Source organism: Streptomyces sp. NPDC058632 (assembly GCF_042717095.1).
In the GTDB taxonomy this organism is placed as follows: Bacteria; Actinomycetota; Actinomycetes; order Streptomycetales; family Streptomycetaceae; genus Streptomyces.
On the sequence record NZ_JBHXQZ010000034.1, the window covers coordinates 25,353 to 48,940 of the forward strand.

Consider the following 23,588-nt stretch of genomic DNA (forward strand, 5'->3'; position numbering starts at 1 on the left):
CCTCGTCCGCCTCTTCCGCCTCGCGCCGGTGCTTTCCCCGCCGGGAACGCCGAGGGCCGAGGTCGTCAGTCCCCTCGCCCAGTCCGCCACCGCGATGCATATCTCCACCCGACTGCTTTTCTAGGCCGCGTGGCCCCGCCGCGCAACCCGATCATCGTGTCAGTGACCTCCCCCACGGCCGCCCGCCGAAACGTACGGTGTCGCATCTGCCCGCGGGTCCTTCCCAGCGTCCGGCCGCCCCGGACCGGTGAGCTGTGTGCACTCCCACGCCAGTTTCGCAGATCACGGGCGATCCGGGGCCGGACGCCCCTGCGGGTGGCCGGATATCCGAGCCCGTGAACGGCCGCGCGGGGCGACCGTGCTGAACAGGCGTGCGACATGGTTGTGCGAACAGGTGGTACGGGCAGGTGGGGCCGGATTACTCACCGGACCGCCGCGGGACCGCCGCGGGGCCGGCGGGCCCCGGCCCCCGGTCCCCCGCTCGCGCCTGGCCTACTCTGAACAGGTCACTCGCAGCCCGAGTCCGAGATGTCGGAGAGGTCGGAGAAGTCGCAGGTCATGAGCGAACTGCCATACCCATACGAAGCCCAAGCCTCGCAGGCGCTGTTCGATCGTGCCGCGGCCGTCACACCCGGTGGCGTGAATTCGCCGGTGCGTGCCTTCCGGGCCGTCGGCGGCACGCCCCGGTTCATGGTGTCCGGCACCGGCCCGTACCTGACCGACGCCGACGGGCGGGAGTACGTCGACCTCGTCTGTTCCTGGGGGCCGATGATCCTCGGGCACGCGCACCCCGAGGTGATCGCCGCCGTGCAGGACGCCGTCGCGCGCGGCACCTCCTTCGGGACGCCCGGGGAGGGCGAGGTCGCGCTCGCCGAGGAGATGGTCGCCCGGATCGAGCCGCTGGAGCAGGTCCGGCTCGTGTCCAGCGGCACCGAGGCCACCATGTCGGCCATCCGGCTCGCCCGCGGTTTCACGCGGCGCGCCAAGGTGGTCAAGTTCGCCGGCTGCTACCACGGGCACGTCGACGCGCTGCTCGCCGCCGCCGGGTCGGGCGTCGCCACCTTCGCCCTGCCGGACACCCCCGGTGTCACCGGCGCCCAGGCCGGCGACACGATCGTCCTGCCCTACAACGACCTCGACGCCGTGCGCGCGGCCTTCGCCGCGCACCCCGGTGAGATCGCCTGCGTGATCACCGAGGCGTCCCCGGGCAACATGGGTGTCGTACCGCCGCTGCCCGGGTTCAACCAGGGACTCAAGGACGCCTGCGCCGCGAACGGCGCGCTGTACATCTCCGACGAGGTCATGACCGGGTTCCGTACCAGCCGCGCCGGGTGGTTCGGCGTCGACGGCGTGCGGCCCGACCTGATGACCTTCGGCAAGGTGATGGGCGGCGGCTTCCCGGCCGCGGCCTTCGGCGGGCGGGCCGACGTCATGGCGCACCTCGCCCCCGCCGGGCCCGTCTACCAGGCCGGCACCCTCTCCGGGAACCCCGTCGCCACCGCCGCCGGGCTCGCCCAGCTGCGGCTGCTCGACGACGCCGCGTACGAGAAGGTGGACGCCGTCTCCGCGCGGATCCAGGCCCTCGTCACCGAGGCGCTGGCCAAGGAGGGCGTCGCGCACACGCTGCAGAACGCCTCCAACATGTTCTCCGTCTTCTTCACGGACCGGCCGGTGAGGAACTACGAGGACGCCAAGGCGCAGGAGTCGTTCCGCTTCACCGCCTTCTTCCACTCCCTCCTCGAGAACGGCGTCTATCTGCCGCCCTCGTCCTTCGAGTCCTGGTTCGTGTCCACCGCGCACGACGACCGGGCCGTCCAGCGGATCGCCGACGCCCTCCCCGCGGCGGCCCGAGCGGCAGCGGAGGCGACGGCATGAGCGACGGCACGGGCGCGGGGAAGAAGGGCGGGGACCTCACCGTCGTCCATCTCATGCGGCACGGCGAGGTCCACAACCCGGACGGTGTCCTCTACGGCCGGCTCCCCGGCTACCAGCTCTCCGAACTGGGCCGGCGGATGGCCGACCGGGTCGGCGAGCACCTCGCCTCCCGCGACATCGTCCATGTCGGCGCCTCCTCGTTGGAGCGGGCCCAGGAGACGGCGCAGCCGATCGCCAAGGCACACGGCCTGGACATCGCCACCGACGACCGGCTCCTCGAGGCGGAGAACGTCTTCCAGGGCAAGACCTTCGGCGTCGGCGACGGCGCCCTGCGCCGGCCCGGGAACTGGAAGCACCTGGTCAACCCGTTCAGGCCGTCCTGGGGCGAGCCGTACGCCGAGCAGGTCGTCCGCATGCTGGGCGCGCTCGACGCGGCCAAGGACGCGGCGCGCGGTCACGAGGCGGTCCTGGTCAGCCATCAGCTGCCGATCTGGATCGTGCGCTCCCACGTCGAGAAGCGGCGGCTGTGGCACGACCCGCGCAAGCGGCAGTGCACGCTCGCCTCGCTGACCACCTTCACCTACCTGGGCGACAAAATCGTTTCCGTCGGCTACAGCGAGCCGGCCCGCGATCTGGTCCCCGCCCATCTCCTCGCCGGCGCCAAACCGGTGAGGGGGAAGGACGGCGCCCCGCAGGGCAAGGCCTTCGGGGCGTAGGCCTGACCGGCGGGGCATGCCGGAGACGCGGGGGCCGCGGTACGCCCTGCCCGAGTTCTCCGGGCAGGGGAGAGACCCCGGCGGGGCCCGTGCGCGGGGCCCCGCCCCGCGTCGACACTCTCCTCCGCCCCGCGGCGGGACGCGCCGGTCCCCGCCGGCCCCGGCCGGACGGATACCGCCGGTCGCCTCCGGCCTGATCTGCCGGGCAGGCACTGACGCACTCGACGTGCGATGCCCGGCCCGTGCGGCGTGCGGCACACCCGGTGCCCGGCACACCCTCGTGACGTTCGTTGTCGAACTTTCGCACGAGACGGGGAACTCCCGTTCCCGTCGCGTCCTCTCAGTGAGTGACCACCGGAGGACGCGACGATCGGGGATGTCATGCGCGCGCTCACCCGCAGGGGAATGCTCGGACTCGGCGCGGGAGCCGCCGCGACGGTCCCGCTGGCCGGCTGCGGCAGCGGCAGCGGCACAGGCTCGGACGGCTCGAGGCGTACGGACGGTCCGAAGGGCGGTGACCGTCCCGGGAAGCCCGAGCCGACGAAGGCCGCCCGGCCGATCGGCGACGGCTCCACCGCCTTCACCGGCAAGCAGCCCCACCAGCCCTCCCGGCCGGTGCCGCTGGAGCCGGGACAGGCCCCGCCGCAGTTCGTCGTCTTCTCCTGGGACGGGGCCGGCGAGGTCGGCAACGGGCTCTTCCCGCGCTTCCTGGACCTCGCCAAGCGGCACGACGCCCACATGACGTTCTTCCTCTCCGGCATCTATCTGCTGCCCGAGTCGAAGAAGCGGCTGTACGACCCGCCCAACAACCCGCGCGGCGCCTCCGACATCGGCTACCTGACCGACGGCCACATCAAGGACACGCTGAAGAACGTCCGCCGCGCCTGGCTCGAGGGCCACGAGATCGGCACCCACTTCAACGGCCACTTCTGCGCCGGCTCCGGCAGCGTCGGCACCTGGACCCCGCAGCAGTGGCGCAGCGAGATCGACCAGGCGAAGTCGTTCGTGAAGGAGTGGCGGACCAACTCCGGCTGGACGGACCTGCCGTCCCTGCCGTTCGACTACGACAAGGAACTCGTCGGCGGCCGTACGCCCTGTCTGCTCGGCCAGGACAACCTGCTCACCACCGCCCGCGACCTGGGCTGGCGCTACGACGCCTCCTCGCCCGGCGGCCTTCAGGTCTGGCCGGCGAAACGCCGGGGGATGTGGGACCTGCCCCTGCAGCAGATTCCGTTCCCCGGCCGGTCCTTCGAGGTCCTGTCGATGGACTACAACATCCTCGCCAACCAGTCCGTCAACTCCACCAACGCGCCCGCGGGCAACCACCCCGCCTGGCGGGAGCAGGCGACCCGGGCGTACATATCAGGCTTCAAGCGTGCGTACGAGACGAACCGGGCGCCCTTCTTCGTGGGCAACCACTTCGAGCAGTGGAACGGCGGCATCTACATGGACGCCGTCGAGGGTGTCATCGAGCACATCGCGCGGGAGAAGGAGAAGGGCGGCGACGTCCGCATGGTCTCCTTCCGGCAGTTCGCCGACTGGCTGGACGTGCAGAAACCCGAGGTGCTGGAGCGGTTGCGCACGCTGGGGGTCGGGCAGGAACCGGCGGGTGGCTGGAAGGGCTTCCTGAGCGGTTCCGGCGGGACAGGCGGCTCCGGCGGGACGGGCGGTTCCGGTGGGACGGGCGGTTCCGGTGGGACAGCCGGCTCCAGTGGCTCGGGCGGCACCGCGGGGACGGGGACCGGCGCGGGCACGGGGGCCGCGAGCGGCGCCTGATATGCGGGTTTCCACCCGCAAGGGGGGTGCCCAAGATCCCCGGAACGGGCATGCGAAACTTTTCACATGAGTGCCGCCAGCCGCGCCCCCCAGCGCTCGAACCGCGCCACCGGTGTCCGTGCCGCCCGAGTTCACGCCGCCCGCGTGCGCGCCCCGCGCGTCCGCGGGCGCCGTGCCGCCCTGGCCACCGGAGCCGCGGTGGCGGCCCTGCTGCTCACCGCGTGCGGTTCCGGCGGAACGTCCGGCGGGGGCGGCAACACCAACTTCGTCACCGGCACCGACGGCATCTCCACCGTCGCCAGGGGCGAGCGCGTCGCCGCGCCCGACCTGTCCGGCAAGACGCTCGAGGGCGAACACCTCGACGTCGCCGACTTCCAGGGCAAGGTCGTCGTCCTCAACGTGTGGGGCTCCTGGTGCAACCCGTGCCGCGCGGAGGCCAAGTACTTCGCCAAGGTGTCCGAGGACTACGCCGGCCGGGACGTGCAGTTCGTCGGCATCAACACCCGCGACACCAGCACCGGGTCGGCGCTCGCCTTCGAGAAGGACTTCGGCATCACCTACCCGAGCCTTTACGACCCCACGGGCAAGCTGATGCTCCGCTTCGAGAAGGGCACCCTCAACCCGCAGGCGATCCCCTCCACCCTGATCCTGGACCGGGACGGCAGGGTCGCCGCCCGATCGCTCACCGCGCTCAGCGAGGAACGGCTGCTGAAGATGCTCGAGCCGGTCGTCGCGGAGAAGTGACGTGACCGTCCTCACCTCGCTCGCGGCCGACGCGGGCTCCCTCGCCGCCGGGACGGGCTACAACGGCACGGTGCTCAACGGCGCCCTGCTGGTGGCACTGCCCATCGCCCTGCTCGGCGGGCTCGTCTCCTTCTTCTCGCCCTGCGTCCTGCCGCTGGTGCCCGGCTACCTCTCCTATGTCACCGGCGTGTCCGGCACCGACCTGGCCGAGGCCCGGCGCGGCCGGATGGTCGCCGGCGCCTCGCTGTTCGTCCTCGGCTTCACCGTCGTGTTCGTCTCGGGCGGCGCCTTCTTCGGCTTCTTCGGGCAGACGCTGCAGGAACAGTCGGGCCTCCTCACCAAGGTGCTCGGCGTCCTCATGATCCTCATGGGCGTCTTCTTCATGGGGATGATGCCCTGGCTGACCCAGCGCGAGTTCCGCTTCCACAAGCGGCCGGCGGCCGGCCTGGCCGGCGCGCCCGTCCTCGGCGCCCTGTTCGGCATCGGCTGGACGCCCTGCATCGGCCCCACCCTCGCCTCCGTGCTGACGCTCTCCGCACAGCAGGAGAGCGCCGGACGCGGCGCCGTACTGACCGTCGCGTACTGTCTGGGACTGGGTCTGCCCTTCGTCCTCGCGGCCGTGGCCTTCCGCAAGGCGCTCGGTGCCTTCGGGTGGGTCAAGCGCCACTACGTCTGGGTCATGCGGGCCGGCGGCACGATGATGATCGTGACCGGAGTGCTGCTGCTCACCGGCGTGTGGGACAGCCTCGTGGTGGAGATGCAGACCTGGTCCAACGGCTTCACTGTGGGGATCTGACGGCGATGAGCACGACTTCCAAGACCGGGCGGGGGCACACCCCGGGGGAATCCGGGGGCGCCGCGGCCGACGCCGCGGCCCGGGACCGGGCCGCCCGCGAGCAGGACCAGGACCTCGGCGCGGCCGGCTCCCAGCTGTCCACCGCGCCCAGGGAGGACCTGCCGAATCTGCCCGCGCTGGGCGTCATCGGCTGGGCCCGCTGGTTCTGGCGGCAGCTCACCTCCATGCGGGTCGCGCTGCTGCTGCTCCTGCTGCTGTCGCTCGCCGCGATCCCCGGCTCGCTCATCCCGCAGACCGGCGTCGACGAGACCATGGTCGCCGACTTCCGCGAGCGGCACGAGTTCCTCGCGCCGCTCTACGACAAGGTCGGCCTGTTCAACGTCTACAGCTCGGTGTGGTTCTCGGCGATCTACATCCTGCTGTTCATCTCCCTCATCGGCTGCATCGTGCCCCGCACCTGGCAGTTCGTGGGCCAGCTGCGCGGACGCCCGCCGGGCGCGCCCAAGCGCCTGACCCGGCTGCCCGCGTACACCACCTGGCGGACCGGGGCCGAACCCGGGCAGGTCCGCGAGGCCGCGCTCGCCCTGCTGCGGAAGCACCGCTTCCGCGCCCACCTCGCCGGTGACGCCGTCGCCGCCGAGAAGGGCTATCTGCGGGAGGCCGGCAACCTCGCCTTCCACCTCGCCCTGATCGTGATGCTGATCGCCTTCGCCTGGGGACAGCTGTTCAAGTCCGAGGGCAACAAGCTGATCGTCGAGGGCAACGGCTTCGCCAACACGCTCTCGCAGTACGACGACTTCAAGTCCGGCAACCTCTTCGACGTCGCCGACCTGGAGCCGTTCAGCTTCGACGTGAAGTCCTTCACCGGCACCTACGAGCGCAGCGGCCCCAACAAGGGAACGCCGCGCACCTACGAGACCGAACTCGTCTACAGCGAGGGCGCCTACGGCGAGGAGAGGACGACCACCGTCAAGGTCAACGAGCCGCTGCGGATCGGCGACTCCAAGGTCTACCTCGTCAGCCACGGCTACGCGCCCGTGGTCACCGTCCGTGACGGCGACGGCAAGGTCGTCTTCAAGGACGCGGTGCCCCTGCTGCCGCTCGACTCCAACGTCACCTCCTCCGGAGTGGTCAAGGTCCTCGACGGCTACCGCAACGCCGAGGGCGAGAAGGAACAGCTCGGCTTCAACGCCTTCTTCGTGCCCACCTTCGGCGGCTCCCAGAGCGGCACGATGCTCTCCCAGTTCCCGGCCCTCGACTATCCGGTGCTCGCGCTGTCCGCCTACCACGGCGACCTCAAGGCCGATTCCGGCATTCCGCAGAGCGTGTACCAGATGGACAAGACCAAGATGAAGGAGTTCAAGGACTCCGACGGCGAGCTGTTCAAGAAGATGCTGACGCCCGGCGAGACCATGACCCTCCCGGACGGCGCGGGCACGGTCACCTTCGAGAACGACATCAGGGAATGGGCCGGCTTCCAGATGGTCCAGGAGCCGGGCGGCGGCTGGGCCCTCGGCGGCGCCCTCGTCGCGATCGCCGGTCTGGCCGGCTCCCTGTTCATCCAGCGGCGCCGGGTGTGGGTGCGCGCGGTCGAGGGCCCCGACGGCGTCACCGTCGTCGAGATGGCCGGGCTCGGCCGCAGCGAGTCCGCCATCGTGCCCGAGGAACTCGGCGACCTCGCCGGAATCCTCTACGACGGCGCCCCGGGCGCCCCGGACCCGGACCCGTCCGCCGGATCACCCGATGCGCCGGACTCGCCCGATACCCCCGACCCTCAAGCCGTACCTGCCGAAGGGGCTGAGAAGCCGTGACTCTTGCCGCCGCGACCGAACTGGTCACCGCCACGAGCCTGGCCGCCGCGAAGAACGAGAACCTCGCGGAGATCAGCAACGTCCTGATCTACTCCGCGATGGCGGTCTATACCCTGGCCTTCTTCGCGTACATCGCCGAATGGATCTTCGGCAGCCGAAGCAAGGTCGCCCGCACCGCCGCCGCGCTCACCCCGCGCGCGCAGGCGGCGGGGAAGGCCGCCCCCGCCGTCACCGTGAAGCAGGAGGGCGGCACCGCCGTACTGGAGCGGCCCAAGGTCGTCGTACGGGCCGCGGCCGGCGCGCGGGACGTGCCCGACGGGCCGGGGGCGCACGGCGGCGACGCGCAGGGCGACCTCTACGGGCGGATCGCCGTCTCCCTCACCGTGCTCGCCTTCCTGGTCGAGTTCGGCGGTGTGCTCACCCGGGCGCTGTCCGTGCAGCGGGCGCCGTGGGGCAACATGTACGAGTTCAACATCACCTTCACCACGGTCGCCGTCGGCGTGTACGTCCTGCTGCTGGCGCTGAGGAAGAACGTGCGCTGGCTCGGCCTGTTCCTGACCACGACGGTCCTCCTCGACCTCGGCCTGGCCGTCACCGTCCTGTACACAGCGAGCGACCAGCTGGTCCCCGCGCTCGACTCGTACTGGCTCTACATCCACGTCTCCACCGCGATCCTGTGCGGCGCGGTCTTCTACGTCGGTGCGGTCGGCACGGTCCTGTACCTCTTCAAGGACTCCTACGAGAACAAGCTCGCGCGCGGCGGCAAGCCCGGCGGCTTCGCCACCTCCGTCATGGAGCGGCTGCCCGCCTCCGCCTCGCTCGACAAGTTCTCCTACCGCGTCAACGCGGCCGTCTTCCCGCTGTGGACGTTCACGATCATCGCGGGCGCCATCTGGGCCGGCGACGCCTGGGGCCGCTACTGGGGCTGGGACCCCAAGGAGACCTGGTCCTTCATCACCTGGGTCGCCTACGCCGGCTACCTGCACGCCCGCGCCACCGCAGGCTGGAAGGGCCGCAAGGCCGCCTACCTGGCCCTGCTCGCCTTCGGCTGCTGGCTGTTCAACTACTACGGCGTGAACATCTTCGTCTCCGGCAAGCACTCCTACGCCGACGTCGGTCTGGACGCGCTCCGTTCCGTCGGGTTCTGACCCCCGTCCCGCCAAGGCCGGTTCCCGTGACCTGGGTCACGGGAACCGGCCTTCGTCGTCCGGACAGGCAGAAGGGCGTGGACATACATCTGCGGAGACGCATCCGTGCGGGGGACCACGACGCCTTCGGCGACCTCTTCGACGCGTACGCGCGCTCCGTCTACAACCACGCCTACCGGCTCACCGGCGACTGGGCGAGTGCCGAGGAGACCGTCTCCCTGACCTTCCTGGACGCGTGGCGGCTGCGCGAGCGGCTCGACGAGGAAGGCGGCTCGCTGCGCCCCTGGCTGCTGGGCATCGCCACCAACGTCACCCGCAACACCCGCCGCGCCGCCCGCAGACACGCGGCCGCCGTCGCCCGCCTGCCGCGCGACGGGACGGTACGGGACTTCGCCGACGAGGTCGCGGGGCAGGTGGACGACGCGGCACGGCTCGCCCTCGTCCGCACGGCGCTCGCCCGGCTGCGCCGTGCGGAACGCGAGGTGCTGGCGCTGTGCGTGTGGTCCGGGCTGGACTACGCCGCCGCGGCGGACGCGCTCGGCATACCCGTGGGCACCGTGCGGTCCCGCCTCTCCCGCGCTCGAACAAAACTCGCGAACCATCTCGAAAACCCGGAACTACCCGCGCTCCGCGGACAGATGAGAGATGACCGCGGCACCGCGGTCGGGCCCCTGAGGGAGGGAAACCGATGAACCAGCTCCCGGAACTCCCCGAGAGAGACCTTCCACCGGCCCGTCACCGACTCCTCAAGGAGCACCTGATGACCGAGATCCGGCGAGAAGACCAGGCACCCGCCCCCCGGTGGGACAAGGGGAACAAGTGGCTGCGACCCGCGCTCGCGGCGGCGGCCGTCGCGACCGCCGCCGTCACCGTGATGGTTCTCCCGTCCGGCGGCGGCGGAACGGACGACCGGCCGCCCGGCAAGGCACCGGCCGCCCAGCCCGGCACACCGACCGACGAGCGGTCCGGCACGCCGGCCGTCGCCCTGCTGGAGAACATCGCGCTCGCCGCCGAGCAGCAGACCGATTACAGCGGCATCGAGGACGACCAGTACGTGTACATCGACAGCAGGGTCTCCTACGCGCGGTACGAGGAGGGAGGGAGGACGACGATCCCGCCGCTGCACCGTTCGGAGCAGTGGACATCCGTCGACGGCAGCCGCAAGGGGCTGATCCGGGAACAGGGCAGGGGCCGGTGGGCCACCGACCCGGACCCGGGTCCGGGCGAACCGGGCGGCGAGGTCGCCACCCACTACCGGCATCTGTCCACACTGCCCACCGACCCGGACGGGATGTACGACTGGCTGCGCCGGACGGCCCCGGACCAGGGCGGTCAGGAGACCGAGCAGGCCATGTTCGTCCTGGTCGGCGACCTGATCCGGGACGCGATCGTGCCGCCGGAGCAGAATGCCGCCCTGTACCGGGCGGTGGCCCGCATCGAAGGGGTGACCGTGGTGGAGAACGCGGTGGACGCCCTCGGCCGGAAGGCGGTCGCCGTCGCCCGTCAGGATCCCGACAACCCGACCCGGGACGAGTGGCTCTTCGACGCCGGGACCCACGAGTTCCTGGGCGAGCGCAGCGTGGCCAGTGAGGACTACTCGGATGTGCGGAAGGGCACCGTCACCAGCAACACGGTGATCACGCGCAGGGCCGTCGTGGACGAGGCGGGCCGGCGGCCGTAGGGCCGTCGCCCCCGGGTCCCCGTCACACCCCGATGTCCTCGTTCCACACCTCGGGGCGCCGCGTGATGAAGTCCCTCGTCATCGCGGCGCTCCTCGTCGTCTGCCAGGACCATGCCACCGCACCGCCCGCTGGGCCCAGCAGGCGGTGTGCAGCGGGCCGCCCCGGATGCCCACCCTCACCCTCCAGCCCCTGGTCGCAGGCCCGCACAGCATGCCGGTGATCACCGACCCGCAGGAGGCACGTACCGACCTGGTCCTGGCCGGCCTGACGGCCATCACGCACGCCGCCGACACGGCCGTCAACGAGATACTGAAGGCGCTCTCCGCAGCACTGCGGGACACTCCCGAAGACATCGCGGACCCCCTCGTCGAATTCACCGCACAGGGGCTGGGCAACCGCCCGGCCGAGCACCTCTGGAGGAGTCTGGTGGTCGTGGACCTCTCCTTCCACAAGTCCTACATCTCCGAAGAAATCAGGGACGAAGGGCGTGAACAGGGGCGTGAACAAGGGCGTGAGAGAGGCCGAGCGCAAGGCCGTGCCGAGGATGTCCTGCCCGTTCTCGAGCAGCGCGGTCTTGAGGTGTCCGACGCCGTGCGCACGCGCGTCACAAGCTGCCTCGACCATGAGGTTCTCCGCGCATGGCTCACCCGGGCCATCACCGTGTCCGAGGCGGAGGAGATTTTCGAGGGCGGGTGATCCCGGCCCTCTGGGTTCGGACCGGCCCGCCCCCGCGCCGTGCGACCGCCCCTTCGACAGGGGATCGGGCGGGCCGCCGGCGTAGCGGCCATGCAGCCGGACGCGGATGACCCGACCGGGCGGGGGCCGGCCCCGCGCGGTCCCTCAGTCGGTCTCGGGCTTCTCGTCGCGTTCCCTGCCCTTGTCCCTGCCCGGGTCGGTGTTCTTCTCTCCGGGCCCCTCCGGCTCCTCGCCGAGCGACTTCAGGAACTCGGGGTTGTCGTCCGGGGCCACCCACTGCCGCCGGCTGCCGCCCCGGCTCCAGGCGGAGCCGATGGTGCCGCCCGCGCCCGCGGGGTGCCGCTTCTTGCCGGCGATGATCCACGAGATCGAACCGACGAGCGGGAACACCAGCACGAGGATCGCCCACAGCGGCTTGGGCATGTGACGAATGTCCTCGTCCTTCGTGCTGATGCAGTCGATGAACGCGTAGACGCTCAGGGCGAGGGGGACGAGGAACATCAGCACCCGGAGCATGGGCCTCTCCAGAGAAGGGGTCGTCGGGGACGTCGGCACAGCCACAGCCCCCAGGTACCTGGCAAGGGTAGCCGCTCGGGGATACTTGGCCCCATGGCTTACGACGATCTTCGCTCCCTGCTGAGGGCCCTGGACCGCGAGGGCGACCTCAAGCGCGTCAAGGCAGAGGTCGATCCGCACCTCGAGGTCGGTGAGATCGTCGACCGGGTGCAGAAGGCCGGCGGTCCCGCGCTGCTGTTCGAGAACGTGCGCGGTTCGAGCATGCCCCTCGCGATGAACGTGTACGGCACCGACCGTCGCCTGCTGAAGGCGCTGGGCCTGAAGTCGTACGCGGAGATCAGCGAGAAGATCGGCGGCCTGCTCAAGCCCGAGCTGCCGAACGGCTTCGTGGGCCTGCGCGAGGCGTTCGGCAAGCTCGGCTCGATGACCCACGTACCGCCGAAGAAGGTGAAGGACGCCCCGGTGCAGGAGGTCGTCCTGCAGGGCGACGACGTGGACCTCGACCGGCTCCCCGCCCTGTTCACCTGGCCCAAGGACGGCGGCTCCTTCTTCAACCTGGGCCTCACCCACACCAAGGACCCCGAAACGGGCATCCGCAACCTCGGCCTGTACCGGCTCCAGCGCCACGACAAGCGCACCATCGGCATGCACTGGCAGATCCACAAGGACAGCCGCAACCACTACCAGGTGGCCGCCCGGCGCGGTGAGCGGCTGCCGGTCGCCATCGCCTTCGGCTGCCCGCCCGCCGTGACGTACGCCTCCACCGCGCCGCTCCCCGGCGACATCGACGAATACCTCTTCGCCGGGTTCCTGCAGGGCAAGCGGATCGAGATGGTCGACTGCAGGACGGTCCCGCTCCAGGTCCCGGCGCACGCCGAGGTCGTCGTCGAGGGCTGGCTGGAGCCGGGCGAGATGCTTCCCGAGGGCCCGTTCGGCGACCACACCGGTTTCTACACCCCGCAGGAACCGTTCCCCGCCCTGACGATCGACTGCGTCACCATGCGCAAGCGTCCGCTGCTCCAGTCGATCGTCGTCGGCCGCCCGCCGACCGAGGACGGGCCGCTGGGCCGTGCCACCGAGCGTTTCTTCCTCCCGCTCCTCAAGATCATCGTCCCGGACATCGTGGACTACCACCTCCCCGAGGCCGGCGGCTTCCACAACTGCGCGATCATCTCGATCGACAAGAAGTACCCCAAGCACGCGCAGAAGGTGATGCACGCCGTCTGGGGCGCCCACATGATGTCGCTGACCAAGCTGATCGTGGTCGTCGACTCCGACTGCGACGTCCACGACCTGCACGAGGTCGCCTGGCGGGCCCTCGGCAACACCGACTACGCCCGCGACCTCAGCGTCGTCGAAGGCCCGGTCGACCACCTGGACCACTCCTCCTACCAGCAGTTCTGGGGCGGCAAGGCGGGCATCGACGCGACGAGGAAGTGGCCCGAGGAGGGCTATACGCGCGACGGCGGCTGGCCCGACATGGTCGAGTCCGACCCGGACACGGCCGCGCTGGTCGACCGCCGCTGGAAGGAGTACGGACTGTGAGTCCCGTCCCCGTGGGCGGCCCGGCCCTCTTCATCGGCACCGACACCGACTACGTGGCCCTCGTACGCCCCGAGCTGGACCCGGCCGACCCCGGAGTCCGGCAGGCCGCCGAGCAGGCGGGCGTCACGCCGGAGGAGTTCGTGGGCGCCGGTGACACCTGGGCGGTCCTGATCGAGCACGACGGCGAGGGCGGCGGATTCGAGCTGCCCGGGGTGCGCGATGCGGAACCCGCCGACTTCGCCGAACGGCTGCGCGCCGGGCTCGCCGCCGCGGCGGGCGGGCCGTTCACGGTCGACGGCGGCTCGCTGCTGCGCCTGGACGCCCGCCCGGCCGCCGCCCCGGACACGGGAGGGGGCACAGTCACAGGCACGGATGCGTACGTCTTCACCGCCCACCTCACCCCGCCCGAGGACCCGTCCGGCGACGACGCCGGGACGCCGCTGACCGTGGAGACGGGCCCGCTGCCCGTCGCCGCACTGCTGGCCGACCTCGACGCGTTCCTCGGGAGCCTCGCATGATGACCACCGCCGACGGAATCGTGGGCTCGGGCGCGGCGCCGCAGCCGACGGGCAGGGTGAAGGCCTTCCTGCGCCTGGTGATGATCGAGCACTCCGTGTTCGCGCTGCCCTTCGCCTACATCGCCGCTCTCACCGCGATGTACGAGTGGGACCGGAACATCCACTGGGGCCGGCTGCTCCTGGTCACGATCGCCATGGTCGGCCTGCGCACCTTCGCGATGGCCGCCAACCGGATCATCGACCGGGAGATCGACGCCCGTAACCCGCGCACCGCCCACCGCGAGCTGGTCACCGGCGCGATGTCGGTCAGGCACGCGTGGACCGGCGCGATCGTCGCCCTGGTGGTGTTCCTGGGCGCGGCCGCCCTGCTCAACCCGCTCTGCCTGGCCCTCGCGCCGGTCGCGGTGATCCCGATGGTGGTCTATCCGTACGGCAAGCGGTTCACCGACTTCCCGCAGGCCATACTCGGACTCGCCCAGGCCATGGGCCCGGTCGGCGGCTGGCTGGCCATCACCGGTTCCTGGTCCTGGGACGCGGTCGTCCTCGGCCTCGCGGTCGGCGTCTGGATCGGCGGCTTCGACCTCATCTACGCCTGCCAGGACGTGGAGACCGACCGCGAGGTCGGCGTGAAGTCGGTCCCGGCCCGCTTCGGCATCCCGGCCGCCGTCCGGGGCGCCCGCGCCTGTCACGCCGTGACGACGGCCCTGTTCGTCTGGTACGCGGTGCTCACCGGCGCCGGCGCGTTCTTCTGGCTCGGCCTCCTGGTCGTCGCGGCGGCCTTCGTCTACGAGCACACCATCGTCCGTCCGAACGACCTGACCCGCCTGAACCGCGCCTTCTTCAGCGTCAACGGCTTCATCGGCATCGCGCTGTTCGTCTGCGCGCTGCTGGACCTTCTGGTGCGCGGACTGACGGTCTGAGGCCCCGTCGTCCTCTCGTACGACGGGCCCCCGGCGCCCGGACAGCCGGACCTCCGTTCAGCCCGCACGACCGCCCGCAGGGGCCCCGCACGAGCCGACGCACCGCCCCTGTGCGCTCACCGCATCAGGACTCGCCCTCACGCGGTGAGCGCGCCCCGGCGGTCCGGCCGGCGCCGGAACAGGAAGGCCGAGGCCACGCCGGCCAGCAGGCCGATGAGGTGGCCCTGCCAGCTCACGCCGGTCTGGCCGGGCGCGATGCCCGCGAGGATCGAACCGCCCCAGACCGCGCCGACCAGCACGGCGACCACGACGCCCATGGGCCGGCGCTCCACGAAGCCACTGCACAGCAGGAAACCGAAGAGACCGAAGACCAGGCCGGAGGCGCCCGCCGTGTTGGTGTGCGCCGGGGCTATGAGCCACACCCCCAGGCCGTCGCAGACGATGATCAGCGCGCACACGGCGGCGAACCGGCGCAGCCCGCCCAGGGCCGCGAGGAAACCGAGCACCAGCAGCGGCACACTGTTCGCCGCGACATGGGCGAAGCCGAAGTGGATGAAGGCGGAGGGGACGACGTCGACCAGCTCCGAGGTCGTGCGCGGCACGACGCCGAAGTCGTCCAGCGCGTGACCGGAGGCCGCGTCGGACACTTCCAGCAGCCACAGCAGCGCGACCCAGGCCACCATCACCCCGGCCGCCGTCTTCGCCCGCTCGCGCCCCGACCACCGTGTATCGATGTCGGACACGGCACACCCCCTCGCCTTGACCGTCCCCCGGGAGACGGATCGATCGTCCGTCGGGGAAACGGACCGGACCCCTTGGCCGGTTCCCCTCCCACGATGCCGGATAGGCTCGGTGTCGTGAACCATCTCAAGCCAGGAGAGACGACGCGAACGCCTTGGATCCTGGGGGTGTCCGGCGCTTCCGGCACGCCATATGCGGCAGCCGTCCTCCGTGCGCTCCTCCAGGCGGGGGAGAGTGTCGACCTCGTCGTCAGCCGTGCCTCACGGCTCACCCTGCTGGACGAGACCGGCATCTCCTTCCGGGACGCCCACTGGCGGGACGACCTGCGGGAATGGCTGTCCCGTGGAGCGGACGGCAATCCGGACACCTTCACCGTGGACCTCGACGGCGTACGGCACTGGGCCGCCGGTGACCTCGCCGCGGGCCCCTCCTCCGGCTCGTACCCGAGCAAGGGCATGCTGATCGTGCCCGCCTCCACGGCCTGTGTGGCCGGGGTGGCGCTCGGGCTGTCCAAGGACCTGCTGCAACGGGCGGCGAGCGTGACCCTCAAGGAGGGGCGCACACTGGTCGTGGCCGTACGGGAGACCCCGCTGAACGGCCAGACGCTGCGGCACCTGGTCTCCCTCGACGACGCGGGCGCGACCGTGGTGCCCGCCTCACCGGCCTTCTACGCGGGCGCGACGCACATCCAGGACCTGGTGGACTTCGTCGCCGGACGCGTCCTCGACGCGGCGGGTGTCGAGCACCGGCTGTACCGCCGCTGGAAGGGCGGGCTCGGGGGTGGAGCATCACCGTCCCGTACCGCCTGAGCAGCGCCCGCGCCCCCGGTGCACTCCCCGTGCGCCCCCGTACACCCCGCAGTGGCACTCACCGATTCTCAATCATGTTCAGACCTCTTCAGCGGAAGGCTTCGATCGCATGGACGCGGTGGACAGGCAGCTCATCCAGGCCCTGAGAGAGAACGGCCGGGCCTCCTACGCCGAGCTGGGGCGCCTCGTCGGCCTGTCGGGCCCCAGCGTCACCGACCGGATCAACCGGCTGGAGGCGGCCGGTGTCATCACCGGCTACCGGGCCACCGTGGACGCCGCCTCGCTCGGCCTCGGGGTGACCGCCCTGATCGGCATCTCGCTCTCCGACGCCGCCGACCACGAGGACGTGGCGCAGCGGCTGAAGGACCTGCGGGAGATCGAGGACTGCTGGTTCATCGCCGGTGACGACTCCTTCATGCTCAAGGTGCGGGCGGCCGACGTGGACGGGCTGGAGCGGATGATCCGCCGGCTGTCCGGGACCAAGGGGGTCTCCCGGACGCGTACCACCATCGTGCTCTCCACGAAGTGGGAGAACCGCGTCGGTGAGCTGCCCGAAGAGGTCCAGTAGCCGGGGCGTTACGGTTGACGGAGTCTGTCTCAGAAAAGGGGTATCCGCATGGACGTCGGGCTCAAGCGCGAGCTGGAGGAGAAGGTCCGCTCCGGTGAGCGGCTGTCCCGCGAGGACGGCATCGCGCTGTACGAGTCGGACGACCTGGCCTGGCTGGGCGGGCTGGCGCACGAGGTACGGACGCGGAAGAACGGCGACGTCGTCCACTTCAACGTCAACCGCCACCTCAACATGACGAACGTGTGCACCGCCTCCTGCGCGTACTGCTCCTTCCAGCGCAAGCCGGGGGAGAAGGACGCGTACACGATGCGGATCGAGGAGGCGGTGAAGCTCGCGAAGGCGATGGAGGGGGAGAACCTCACCGAGCTGCACATCGTCAACGGGCTCCACCCCAATCTGCCCTGGCGCTACTACCCGCGCTCCCTGCGCGAGCTGAAGGCCGCGCTGCCGGACGTGTCGCTGAAGGCGTTCACCGCCACCGAGATCCACCACTTCGAGACCATCTCCGGGATGTCCGCGTCCGAGATCCTCGACGAGCTGATCGACGCCGGGCTCGAGTCCCTCACCGGCGGCGGCGCGGAGATCTTCGACTGGGAGGTCCGGCAGCACATCGTCGACCACCGCACCCACTGGGAGGACTGGTCGCGGATCCACCGGCTGGCCCACGAGAAGGGGCTGAAGACCCCCTGCACCATGCTCTACGGCCACATCGAGGAGCCCCGCCACCGCGTCGACCACGTGCTGCGGCTGCGTGAGCTCCAGGACGAGACCGGCGGCTTCCAGGTCTTCATCCCGCTGCGTTACCAGCACGACTTCGTGGACATGAAGGACGGGAAGGTGCGCAACCGCCTCCAGGCCCGGACGCAGATGGCGACCGGCGCGGAGGCGCTGAAGACGTTCGCCGTCTCCCGTCTCCTCTTCGACAACGTCCCGCACGTCAAGGTCTTCTGGGTGATGCACGGCGTCAACACCGCCCAGCTCGCCCTCCAGCACGGCGCGGACGACATGGACGGCTCGGTCGTCGAGTACAAGATCACGCACGACGCGGACGACTTCGGCACGCCGGACAAGCTCACCCGCGAGGACCTGCTGGACCTGATCCGCGACGCCGGTTTCCGCCCGGTGGAGCGCAACACGCGGTACGAGATCATCCGCGAGTACGACGCCGCCGATCCCGCCCGCCGCGAGTCCCCGCAGCCGATGCGGGTCTGAGGAGGAGTCCCCGTTCCATGCCGGAGAGCCCCCGTTCCATACCGGAGGACCCCCGTTCCACGCCGCTGACCTTCGCGCTGGATCCGCCCGTCACTCCCGGACTCCGTGACGGCATCCTGGAGTTGTGGGTGGACGTCACCCACGCGGGCGGAGCCGTCGGCTTCGTGCCGCCGGTGACGCGGGAGGACGTCCGCCCGGAGCTGATGCGGCAGTTCGTGGCGATGGAGGAGCGGCGGTCCCGGCTCCTCGTCGGGTTCGACGAGGAGGGGAGGGTCGCCGCGACGGCGTTCCTCACCCTCAACACCCACCGTCTGATGACGCACTGGCTCTGGCTGTACACGGTGATGGTCCACCCCCGCCACCAGGGCAAGGGGTACGGCCGTGACCTGCTCGCCGCCGCCGAACGGGCCGCCCGCACCCTTCCCGGCATCGAGGCGATCCGGCTCACCTGCCGCGGCGGCCTCGGCCTGGAGCGCTTCTACGGCTCCTGCGGCTACAAGGAGGTCGGACGGGTCCCCGGCGCGATCCGGGTGGCCCCGGGCGACGAGCGGGACGACGTGGTCATGCTGCTGCCGCTGACCTGACGGCACGCACCCGCCCCGGACCCCGCTTCGGTTGTCCGGGGGCGGGCGTGCTTCACTGGAGGGTGTCCCATTGGGAACCCCTTGGGATACGTTCTGGCCGTTCGTCCGGGAGAGTGGAAGAAGATGCTCCGCTACACGTTGATGCGCTTCGGGATCTTCGTGGGCTGCCTCCTGGTCGTCTGGGGCCTCGTCCACTCCGGCCTCGCCCCGCGCGGCCTGGGCGACTCCAACGGGCTGTGGATCGTCCTGCTCGCCCTGGTGTTCTCGGCACCGATCAGCTTCGTCGTCCTGCGCAAGCAGCGGGACCTGGCCTCCGAGAACATCGTGCGCCGCGTCGACCGGGCGAAGGCCAACCTGGAGGCCAACCGCAACCAGGAGGACGGCGCCGACGACGACGCCCGCGGCACACAGGCGCAGGCACAAGGGCAGGGACAGGCGCAGGTCTCGTAGCACCCGGGGCATGCGCCCGGTCCGGTCCGGACGGGGTGGGTTTCCCGTGCGGGCGGGTGAGGATGCCCTCGCCCCGTAGGCTGATCCGTATGGGTGCCGTGAAGAGCAAGCGGATGCCGCGTGCGGTCCGCGAACAGCAGATGCTGGACGCCGCCGTGCAGACCTTCGGCCAGCGCGGATACATGGCCGCCTCGATGGACGAGATCGCCGAACTGGCCGGCGTTTCCAAGCCGTTGGTCTACCTGTATCTGAACTCCAAGGAAGACCTCTTCCTCGCGTGCATCCGCCGCGAGGCGAAGGCTCTCGTCGAGGCGGTGCGCGCCGGCGCCCGTCCCGTACGGCCCGCGGACCGCCAGCTCTGGTCGGGCCTGACGGCGTTCTTCACCCACACCGCGCGGCACCCGGACGGCTGGGCCGTCCTGCACCTCCAGGCCCGTACCCACGGCGAGGTCTTCGCCGCCGAGGTCGCCGCGATGCGCGCGGACATCGTGACGTTCGTGACCGAGCTGATCCTCGCCGCCGCCCGCGAGGCGCATCGCGACCCCGATCTCCCCGGCGGCGAGGTCGCCGGGCTCGCCGAGGCCCTGGTCGGCGCCGCCGAGGCCCTCGCGGACTGGGCCAACAGGACCCCGGGCGTCACCGCCCGGCAGGCCTCGGCCACCCTGATGAACTTCGCCTGGGCGGGGCTGGGCGACCTGATGGCGGGCCGCCCCTGGTCACCGCCCGACGACGAAGCCCCGGACGCCGGTGCCGGTGCCGATGCGGATGCCGAAGGCGCCGGGGCCGGTGCGGTCGTTCACGCCGGGCGGACGTCACCGGTGAGGTGAAGGCGGTCGCCGGGGCCGCGCAGCTCGAAGCGCCCGTCCCGTGCCCCGTACGTCACCGTGCCCGGCAGCAGGACCGGCGCCCTGAAGTCGGCCCGGACCGTCACCGCTTCCGGGACGCCGTGCGCGGCGAGGCAGCGGGCCACGGTCCACATGCCGTGCGCGATGGCGCGGGGGAAACCGAAGAGCCGTGCGGTGAGCGGGTGCAGATGGATCGGGTTGCGGTCGCCGGACGCGGCTCCGTACCGCCGCCCCGTGTCCCCGGCCAGCAGCCACGCGTCGACGACGGGCAGCGGCTGCGGAATCCCTGACGTCTTCCCCCCGGGCGGGGCGGTGGGCCCGAAGGTGCGGTGCCGGGCGAGATACGTGCTCCGGGACTCCCATACGAGGTCACCGCCGGGCGTCCGCATCCCGGTGACCACGGCGGCCTCCGTACCGCGCCGGTGCGGCGCCAACCCTTCGACGCGCACGCTCAGTTCGTGCGTCCCGGTGACGCGCACGGTCCGGTTCCGGGTGATCTCGATCGACGTGTGGACGAGGCCGGGCAGCGGCAGCGGGAAGTCCCGGCGGCTCATCAGCCGCATGGCCGCCGGGAAGCCCAGCACATGGGGATACGTCAGCGGCAGCGCGTCCTCCCCGGTCGGGAAGCCGCAGATCCGCTCGTACGCCGCCAGCCGCGCCAGATCCACCCGCAGGCCGGGCAGCACCAGTGGGGTCTGCGGGAACGCGGCGTCGGGGCGGGGCCGTTTGAACGGCGACAGCAGCGCACCGCGTGCCATCAGGGGCGCGAGGGCGGGGGAGCGGGCGAGGGTCACCGGGGCCGGAGACGCGGCGGGGGGCACGGCGGGAGGCACGGCGGGGGGCACGGCGGGGGGCACGGCGGGAGGTACGGAGGTCATGTTGGTCACGCCCCCAGCAGGCTCTGGCCGCAGACCCGTACGACCTGCCCGTTGACCGCGCCCGAGGCCGGGTGGGCGAGCCAGGCGGTGGTCTCGGCGACGTCGACGGGCAGGCCGCCCTGGGACAGGGAGTTCATGCGCCGGCCCGCCTCGCGGATGACCAGCGGGACCGCTGCCGTCATCTTCGTCTCGATGAACCCGGGGGCGACCGCGTTCACCGTCACCCCGTGCTCGGCCGCCGCGCGCGGGGCGAGGGCGCGGACCAGGCCGATGACGCCGGCCTTGGAGGCCCCGTAGTTCGTCTGGCCCGTGTTGCCGGCGATCCCGGCGATGGACGCCGTCGCCACGATCCGCCCGCCCCGCTTCAGGGTGCCGGCGGCGAGCAGCGCGTCGGTGGTGCGCAGCACGCTCGCCAGGTTCACCTCCAGCACCGGGGCCCAGCGCTCGGCGGGCATGTTGGCCAGCCGTCGGTCACGGGTGATGCCCGCGTTGTGGACGAGGACGTCCAGGCCGTCGGGCAGTGCCTCGGCGATCCGGGCGCCCGCGTCGGGGGCCGTGATGTCGAGGGGGAGGGCGAGGCCGCCGAGCCGTTCGGCGACGCGCCGGGCGTCCGCCCCGGCCTGCGGCACGTCGAGCACGACGACCTTGGCACCGTCCCGCGCCAGCGTCCCGGCGACCGCCTCGCCGATCCCGCGGGCACCGCCGGTGACCAGGGCGGTGCGTCCCGCGAGGGGGAGGTTCCCCTGGCCGGACTGGTTCCCCTGGCCGGCGACCGCTGTGGTGGCGGTGGCGTCGGCGCCCACCTCGATCACCTGTCCGCTGACGTACGCCGACTTGGGCGAGAGCAGGAAACGCAGGGTGGACTCGGCGGCGTCCGGGTCGGTGAGGCGGACCAGGTTCACCGTGCCGCCCCGGCCGATCTCCTTGCCCAGGGAGCGCGTGAAGCCCTCCAACGCCTGCTGGGCGGCGGCCTGGTGGTGGTCGGCGGTGTCGAGCGGGGCGCCGAGCAGGACGACCCTGCCGTTCGCGGCGACCGACCGTACGACGGGATGCAGGGCCGCGTGCACTTCGGCGAGGCCGTCCACGTCCCGCACCCCGGTGGCGTCCAGGACGACGGCTGCGGGCCGGCCGGTGTCGTCCCCGCCCAGCCCGGCGCGGGCGAGGACGGGCGCCGGGTCGAGGCCGGACGTGCCCGCGGTGAGGTGGAGCAGGCCGCCTTCCAGGCCCGGCCGCGCCGGTGACCAGCGCTTCAGCGCCACGGGCCGGGGGAGCCCCAGCCGGCGGCCCAGGAAGCGGCCCGGCGTGGTGGCGGTGAAGCTCAGATAGCGGTCGGCCATGTGCGACTCCCAGCGGGGTGTGCGTGCTCACTCACTACGAACACTTTGCTTACTCTAGAGTAAGGTTACCGGAGGTAAGGTCATGTCGCGGTGAGGAGCAGGTCGAAATGAGCCCCCTGAAGCCGGCTGTCGTCCGGCGCGTCGCGGTCATCGGCGGCACCCGGATCCCGTTCGCCCGCTCCGACGGCCCCTACGCCACCGCCTCCAACCAGGAGATGCTGACCGCCGCCCTGGACGGCCTCGTCGAGCGGTACGGGCTCCAGGCGCCGGGCGCGGTCGGGGAGTTCGTCGCCGGTGCGGTGCTCAAGCACAGCCGCGACTTCAACCTCGCCCGCGAGACCGTCCTCGGCTCCGCGCTGGACGCCCGTACCCCCGCCTACGACATCCAGCAGGCCTGCGGCACCGGCCTCCAGGCCGTCGTCGCCGCCGCCAACAAGATCGCCCTCGGCCAGACGGAGTCCGCGGTCGCGGGCGGCGCCGACACGGCGAGCGACGCGCCCCTCGCCGTCAACGACAGCCTGCGACAGGTGCTGTTGGAGGCACGGCGGGCGAAGTCGCTCGGCGCCCGCCTCAAGGCGCTGTCGAAGGTGCGCCCCGGACACCTCGTCCCCGACATCCCGCGCAACGCCGAACCGCGCACCGGCCTGTCCATGGGCGAACACGCCGCGGTCACCGCCCGCACCTGGGGCATCACCCGTGAGGCCCAGGACGAACTGGCGGCGGCCAGCCACCAACGGCTGGCGGCGGCGTACGAACGCGGCTTCTTCCAGGACCTGGTGGTGCCCCACCGCGGACTGGCCCGCGACCAGAACCTCCGGCCGGGCTCGACCGTCGGGAAACTCGCCACGCTGAAGCCCGTGTTCGGCACCGGGGGCCCCGACCCGACGATGACAGCGGGCAATTCGACCCCGCTCACCGACGGTGCGGCGGTGGTACTGCTGGCGAGCGAGGAGTGGGCGCGGGCACGGGGCCTGGAGCCGCGGGCGTACCTGACCGCGTACGGGAGCGCCGCCGTGGACTTCGTGCACGGCGATGTGGCGGACGGCGAGGACGGCCTGCTGATGGCCCCCGCGTACGCGGTCCCGCGCATGCTGGAACGCGCCGGGCTGGACATCGCGGACTTCGACCTGATCGAGGTCCACGAGGCCTTCGCCTCCCAGGTGCTGGCCACCCTGGCCGCCTGGGAGAAGCAGGGTCTGAGTCCGGTCGACCGCGCCCGGATGAACGTGGCCGGCTCCTCCCTGGCGACCGGTCACCCCTTCGCCGCCACCGGCGCCCGCATCGTCGCGACCCTCGCGAAGCTCCTGGCCGAACGGGACGCTCCCGGCCGCGGCCTGATCTCCGTCTGCGCGGCGGGCGGGCAGGGCGTGACGGCCGTTCTGGAGCGCACGTGAACCACCCCGGGCGACCCCCGACGCTGC

Annotated in this window: 23 protein-coding genes and 1 pseudogene; 20 read left to right on the top strand and 4 right to left on the bottom strand. The window is 71.6% G+C overall.

What is annotated here, in order from left to right:
• The first annotated feature begins 558 nt into the window (after positions 1 to 558).
• From hemL to ACFWVE_RS15435, 10 genes and pseudogenes are all read left to right on the top strand, one after another.
• Positions 559 to 1,875, top strand: a complete 1,317-nt coding sequence (hemL, locus tag ACFWVE_RS15390) for a glutamate-1-semialdehyde 2,1-aminomutase (protein ID WP_384013445.1) — start codon at positions 559 to 561, stop codon at positions 1,873 to 1,875.
• Positions 1,872 to 2,591 carry a histidine phosphatase family protein gene (locus tag ACFWVE_RS15395; RefSeq protein ID WP_384013448.1) on the top strand — a complete coding sequence of 240 codons (720 nt, stop codon included), beginning with the start codon at positions 1,872 to 1,874 and terminating at the stop codon, positions 2,589 to 2,591. The genes hemL and ACFWVE_RS15395 overlap by 4 nt, the downstream gene beginning before the upstream one ends.
• Positions 2,592 to 2,972: 381 nt before the next feature.
• Positions 2,973 to 4,367: a hypothetical protein gene (locus ACFWVE_RS15400; protein WP_384013450.1), complete on the top strand. Its 1,395-nt coding sequence runs from the start codon at positions 2,973 to 2,975 to the stop codon at positions 4,365 to 4,367.
• 66 nt (positions 4,368 to 4,433) lie between these two features.
• Positions 4,434 to 5,111 (top strand): TlpA family protein disulfide reductase, encoded by a 678-nt coding sequence (locus tag ACFWVE_RS15405; protein WP_384013453.1) that lies wholly within the window; start codon positions 4,434 to 4,436, stop codon positions 5,109 to 5,111.
• Between the two features lies 1 nt (position 5,112).
• Positions 5,113 to 5,907 carry a cytochrome c biogenesis CcdA family protein gene (locus tag ACFWVE_RS15410; protein ID WP_384013455.1) on the top strand — a complete coding sequence of 265 codons (795 nt, stop codon included), beginning with the start codon at positions 5,113 to 5,115 and terminating at the stop codon, positions 5,905 to 5,907.
• Between the two features lie 5 nt (positions 5,908 to 5,912).
• Positions 5,913 to 7,718, top strand: a complete 1,806-nt coding sequence (locus ACFWVE_RS15415; RefSeq protein ID WP_384013457.1) for a cytochrome c biogenesis protein ResB — start codon at positions 5,913 to 5,915, stop codon at positions 7,716 to 7,718.
• Complete coding sequence (gene ccsB, locus ACFWVE_RS15420) at positions 7,715 to 8,866, top strand: c-type cytochrome biogenesis protein CcsB (protein WP_384013460.1); 1,152 nt, start codon at positions 7,715 to 7,717, stop codon at positions 8,864 to 8,866. The genes ACFWVE_RS15415 and ccsB overlap by 4 nt, the downstream gene beginning before the upstream one ends.
• Positions 8,867 to 8,943: 77 nt before the next feature.
• Complete coding sequence (locus ACFWVE_RS15425) at positions 8,944 to 9,558, top strand: RNA polymerase sigma factor (RefSeq protein WP_384013463.1); 615 nt, start codon at positions 8,944 to 8,946, stop codon at positions 9,556 to 9,558.
• Positions 9,555 to 10,547 carry a CU044_5270 family protein gene (locus tag ACFWVE_RS15430; RefSeq protein ID WP_384013465.1) on the top strand — a complete coding sequence of 331 codons (993 nt, stop codon included), beginning with the start codon at positions 9,555 to 9,557 and terminating at the stop codon, positions 10,545 to 10,547. Before ACFWVE_RS15425 ends, ACFWVE_RS15430 begins: the two co-directional genes overlap by 4 nt.
• Before the next feature lie 86 nt (positions 10,548 to 10,633).
• Positions 10,634 to 11,244: pseudogene (locus ACFWVE_RS15435) on the top strand (hypothetical protein); the annotation flags it as partial.
• A 144-nt stretch (positions 11,245 to 11,388) separates the two neighbouring features.
• On the opposite strand, the gene ACFWVE_RS15440 reads toward ACFWVE_RS15435, so the two are convergent.
• Positions 11,389 to 11,760, bottom strand: coding sequence for a PLD nuclease N-terminal domain-containing protein (locus tag ACFWVE_RS15440; RefSeq protein WP_384013468.1), 372 nt, complete (start codon positions 11,758 to 11,760; stop codon positions 11,389 to 11,391).
• Between the two features lie 93 nt (positions 11,761 to 11,853).
• On the opposite strand from ACFWVE_RS15440, the gene ACFWVE_RS15445 reads away from it, so the two are divergent.
• The 3 genes from ACFWVE_RS15445 to mqnP are packed head-to-tail and all read left to right on the top strand — an operon-like array spanning position 11,854 to position 14,743.
• Positions 11,854 to 13,305, top strand: coding sequence for a menaquinone biosynthesis decarboxylase (locus ACFWVE_RS15445; RefSeq protein ID WP_384013471.1), 1,452 nt, complete (start codon positions 11,854 to 11,856; stop codon positions 13,303 to 13,305).
• The gene (locus tag ACFWVE_RS15450) at positions 13,302 to 13,823 is read left to right on the top strand and encodes a hypothetical protein (RefSeq protein ID WP_384013474.1); all 522 of its coding nucleotides are present in this window, start codon (positions 13,302 to 13,304) and stop codon (positions 13,821 to 13,823) included. The genes ACFWVE_RS15445 and ACFWVE_RS15450 overlap by 4 nt, the downstream gene beginning before the upstream one ends.
• A complete protein-coding gene (gene mqnP / locus ACFWVE_RS15455) occupies positions 13,820 to 14,743 on the top strand; it encodes a menaquinone biosynthesis prenyltransferase MqnP (protein ID WP_384013477.1) in 924 nt (307 codons plus the stop codon). Before ACFWVE_RS15450 ends, mqnP begins: the two co-directional genes overlap by 4 nt.
• Positions 14,744 to 14,880: 137 nt before the next feature.
• Here the strand turns inward: mqnP and ACFWVE_RS15460 are convergent, their stop codons facing one another.
• A complete protein-coding gene (locus ACFWVE_RS15460) occupies positions 14,881 to 15,426 on the bottom strand; it encodes a rhomboid family intramembrane serine protease (protein ID WP_384013558.1) in 546 nt (181 codons plus the stop codon).
• A 153-nt stretch (positions 15,427 to 15,579) separates the two neighbouring features.
• Between ACFWVE_RS15460 and ACFWVE_RS15465 the strand changes: the two genes are divergently transcribed.
• The 6 genes from ACFWVE_RS15465 (at position 15,580) to ACFWVE_RS15490 (ending at position 19,934) form a co-directional block, all read left to right on the top strand.
• Complete coding sequence (locus tag ACFWVE_RS15465) at positions 15,580 to 16,293, top strand: UbiX family flavin prenyltransferase (RefSeq protein WP_384013479.1); 714 nt, start codon at positions 15,580 to 15,582, stop codon at positions 16,291 to 16,293.
• Positions 16,294 to 16,402: 109 nt separating this feature from the next.
• Positions 16,403 to 16,861 carry an Lrp/AsnC family transcriptional regulator gene (locus tag ACFWVE_RS15470; protein WP_384013482.1) on the top strand — a complete coding sequence of 153 codons (459 nt, stop codon included), beginning with the start codon at positions 16,403 to 16,405 and terminating at the stop codon, positions 16,859 to 16,861.
• Positions 16,862 to 16,909: 48 nt separating this feature from the next.
• Complete coding sequence (gene mqnE / locus ACFWVE_RS15475; protein ID WP_384013485.1) at positions 16,910 to 18,073, top strand: aminofutalosine synthase MqnE; 1,164 nt, start codon at positions 16,910 to 16,912, stop codon at positions 18,071 to 18,073.
• 17 nt (positions 18,074 to 18,090) lie between these two features.
• On the top strand, positions 18,091 to 18,657 hold the full coding sequence (locus tag ACFWVE_RS15480) for a GNAT family N-acetyltransferase (protein WP_384013488.1): 567 nt from the start codon (positions 18,091 to 18,093) through the stop codon (positions 18,655 to 18,657).
• A gap of 123 nt (positions 18,658 to 18,780) precedes the next feature.
• The gene (locus tag ACFWVE_RS15485) at positions 18,781 to 19,107 is read left to right on the top strand and encodes a DUF4229 domain-containing protein (protein ID WP_384013560.1); all 327 of its coding nucleotides are present in this window, start codon (positions 18,781 to 18,783) and stop codon (positions 19,105 to 19,107) included.
• 89 nt (positions 19,108 to 19,196) lie between these two features.
• Complete coding sequence (locus ACFWVE_RS15490; protein ID WP_384013492.1) at positions 19,197 to 19,934, top strand: TetR/AcrR family transcriptional regulator; 738 nt, start codon at positions 19,197 to 19,199, stop codon at positions 19,932 to 19,934.
• Here the strand turns inward: ACFWVE_RS15490 and ACFWVE_RS15495 are convergent.
• Positions 19,904 to 20,710, bottom strand: coding sequence for a MaoC family dehydratase (locus tag ACFWVE_RS15495; protein ID WP_384013562.1), 807 nt, complete (start codon positions 20,708 to 20,710; stop codon positions 19,904 to 19,906). The two genes, ACFWVE_RS15490 and ACFWVE_RS15495, sit on opposite strands and share 31 nt — an antisense overlap.
• A 125-nt stretch (positions 20,711 to 20,835) precedes the next feature.
• On the bottom strand, positions 20,836 to 22,167 hold the full coding sequence (locus tag ACFWVE_RS15500) for a 3-oxoacyl-ACP reductase (protein WP_384013495.1): 1,332 nt from the start codon (positions 22,165 to 22,167) through the stop codon (positions 20,836 to 20,838).
• A 107-nt stretch (positions 22,168 to 22,274) separates the two neighbouring features.
• Here ACFWVE_RS15500 and ACFWVE_RS15505 point away from each other — a divergent pair, with 107 nt between their 5' ends.
• Positions 22,275 to 23,561 carry an acetyl-CoA C-acetyltransferase gene (locus tag ACFWVE_RS15505; protein WP_384013498.1) on the top strand — a complete coding sequence of 429 codons (1,287 nt, stop codon included), beginning with the start codon at positions 22,275 to 22,277 and terminating at the stop codon, positions 23,559 to 23,561.
• Positions 23,562 to 23,588 lie beyond the last annotated feature (27 nt).

What these genes read in the sequence shown, in the direction of transcription:
- ACFWVE_RS15485 (WP_384013560.1), top strand. Translation starts at nt 18,781, where the DNA reads ATGCTCCGCTACACGTTGATGCGCTTCGGGATCTTCGTGGGCTGCCTC.
- ACFWVE_RS15500 (WP_384013495.1), bottom strand. Translation starts at nt 22,167, where the DNA reads ATGGCCGACCGCTATCTGAGCTTCACCGCCACCACGCCGGGCCGCTTC.
- mqnE (WP_384013485.1), top strand. Translation starts at nt 16,910, where the DNA reads ATGGACGTCGGGCTCAAGCGCGAGCTGGAGGAGAAGGTCCGCTCCGGT.
- ACFWVE_RS15470 (WP_384013482.1), top strand. Translation starts at nt 16,403, where the DNA reads ATGGACGCGGTGGACAGGCAGCTCATCCAGGCCCTGAGAGAGAACGGC.
- ACFWVE_RS15400 (WP_384013450.1), top strand. Translation starts at nt 2,973, where the DNA reads ATGCGCGCGCTCACCCGCAGGGGAATGCTCGGACTCGGCGCGGGAGCC.
- ACFWVE_RS15415 (WP_384013457.1), top strand. Translation starts at nt 5,913, where the DNA reads ATGAGCACGACTTCCAAGACCGGGCGGGGGCACACCCCGGGGGAATCC.
- ACFWVE_RS15480 (WP_384013488.1), top strand. Translation starts at nt 18,091, where the DNA reads ATGCCGGAGAGCCCCCGTTCCATACCGGAGGACCCCCGTTCCACGCCG.
- ACFWVE_RS15440 (WP_384013468.1), bottom strand. Translation starts at nt 11,760, where the DNA reads ATGCTCCGGGTGCTGATGTTCCTCGTCCCCCTCGCCCTGAGCGTCTAC.
- ACFWVE_RS15495 (WP_384013562.1), bottom strand. Translation starts at nt 20,710, where the DNA reads ATGGCACGCGGTGCGCTGCTGTCGCCGTTCAAACGGCCCCGCCCCGAC.
- ACFWVE_RS15460 (WP_384013558.1), bottom strand. Translation starts at nt 15,426, where the DNA reads ATGGTGGCCTGGGTCGCGCTGCTGTGGCTGCTGGAAGTGTCCGACGCG.
- ACFWVE_RS15445 (WP_384013471.1), top strand. Translation starts at nt 11,854, where the DNA reads ATGGCTTACGACGATCTTCGCTCCCTGCTGAGGGCCCTGGACCGCGAG.
- ACFWVE_RS15430 (WP_384013465.1), top strand. Translation starts at nt 9,555, where the DNA reads ATGAACCAGCTCCCGGAACTCCCCGAGAGAGACCTTCCACCGGCCCGT.
- ACFWVE_RS15405 (WP_384013453.1), top strand. Translation starts at nt 4,434, where the DNA reads ATGAGTGCCGCCAGCCGCGCCCCCCAGCGCTCGAACCGCGCCACCGGT.
- ACFWVE_RS15465 (WP_384013479.1), top strand. Translation starts at nt 15,580, where the DNA reads ATGCCGGATAGGCTCGGTGTCGTGAACCATCTCAAGCCAGGAGAGACG.
- hemL (WP_384013445.1), top strand. Translation starts at nt 559, where the DNA reads ATGAGCGAACTGCCATACCCATACGAAGCCCAAGCCTCGCAGGCGCTG.
- ACFWVE_RS15395 (WP_384013448.1), top strand. Translation starts at nt 1,872, where the DNA reads ATGAGCGACGGCACGGGCGCGGGGAAGAAGGGCGGGGACCTCACCGTC.
- ACFWVE_RS15490 (WP_384013492.1), top strand. Translation starts at nt 19,197, where the DNA reads ATGGGTGCCGTGAAGAGCAAGCGGATGCCGCGTGCGGTCCGCGAACAG.
- ACFWVE_RS15505 (WP_384013498.1), top strand. Translation starts at nt 22,275, where the DNA reads ATGAGCCCCCTGAAGCCGGCTGTCGTCCGGCGCGTCGCGGTCATCGGC.
- mqnP (WP_384013477.1), top strand. Translation starts at nt 13,820, where the DNA reads ATGATGACCACCGCCGACGGAATCGTGGGCTCGGGCGCGGCGCCGCAG.